A 222-nucleotide genomic window follows, 5' to 3' on the forward strand; every position below is an offset into this window, starting at 1 on the left:
ATGAGCAATGGGGTGACACAGAAGGGCAGTGACGCGGGCTGATGGAATAGCCCGTCCAAGCAGTGAGGCTAGTGTGTAGGCAAATCCGCACACTGTTAGGCTGGGCTGTGATGGGGAGCGAAAATTATAGTAGCGAAGGTCATGTACTCCGGCTGTCAAGAAAAGCCTCTAGCCAGGTGAAGGTGCCCGTACCGCAAACCGACACAGGTAGGCGAGCAGAGC

General features: G+C 55.9%; 1 rRNA gene. It reads left to right on the plus strand.

Annotated features, from left to right (window positions below):
- Positions 1 to 222 (plus strand): 23S ribosomal RNA (locus MRBLPE1_RS26755); the annotation flags it as partial.

It is taken from the genome of Paenibacillus sp. LPE1-1-1.1 (genome assembly GCF_040676435.1).
GTDB lineage: Bacteria > Bacillota > Bacilli > Paenibacillales > Paenibacillaceae > Pristimantibacillus.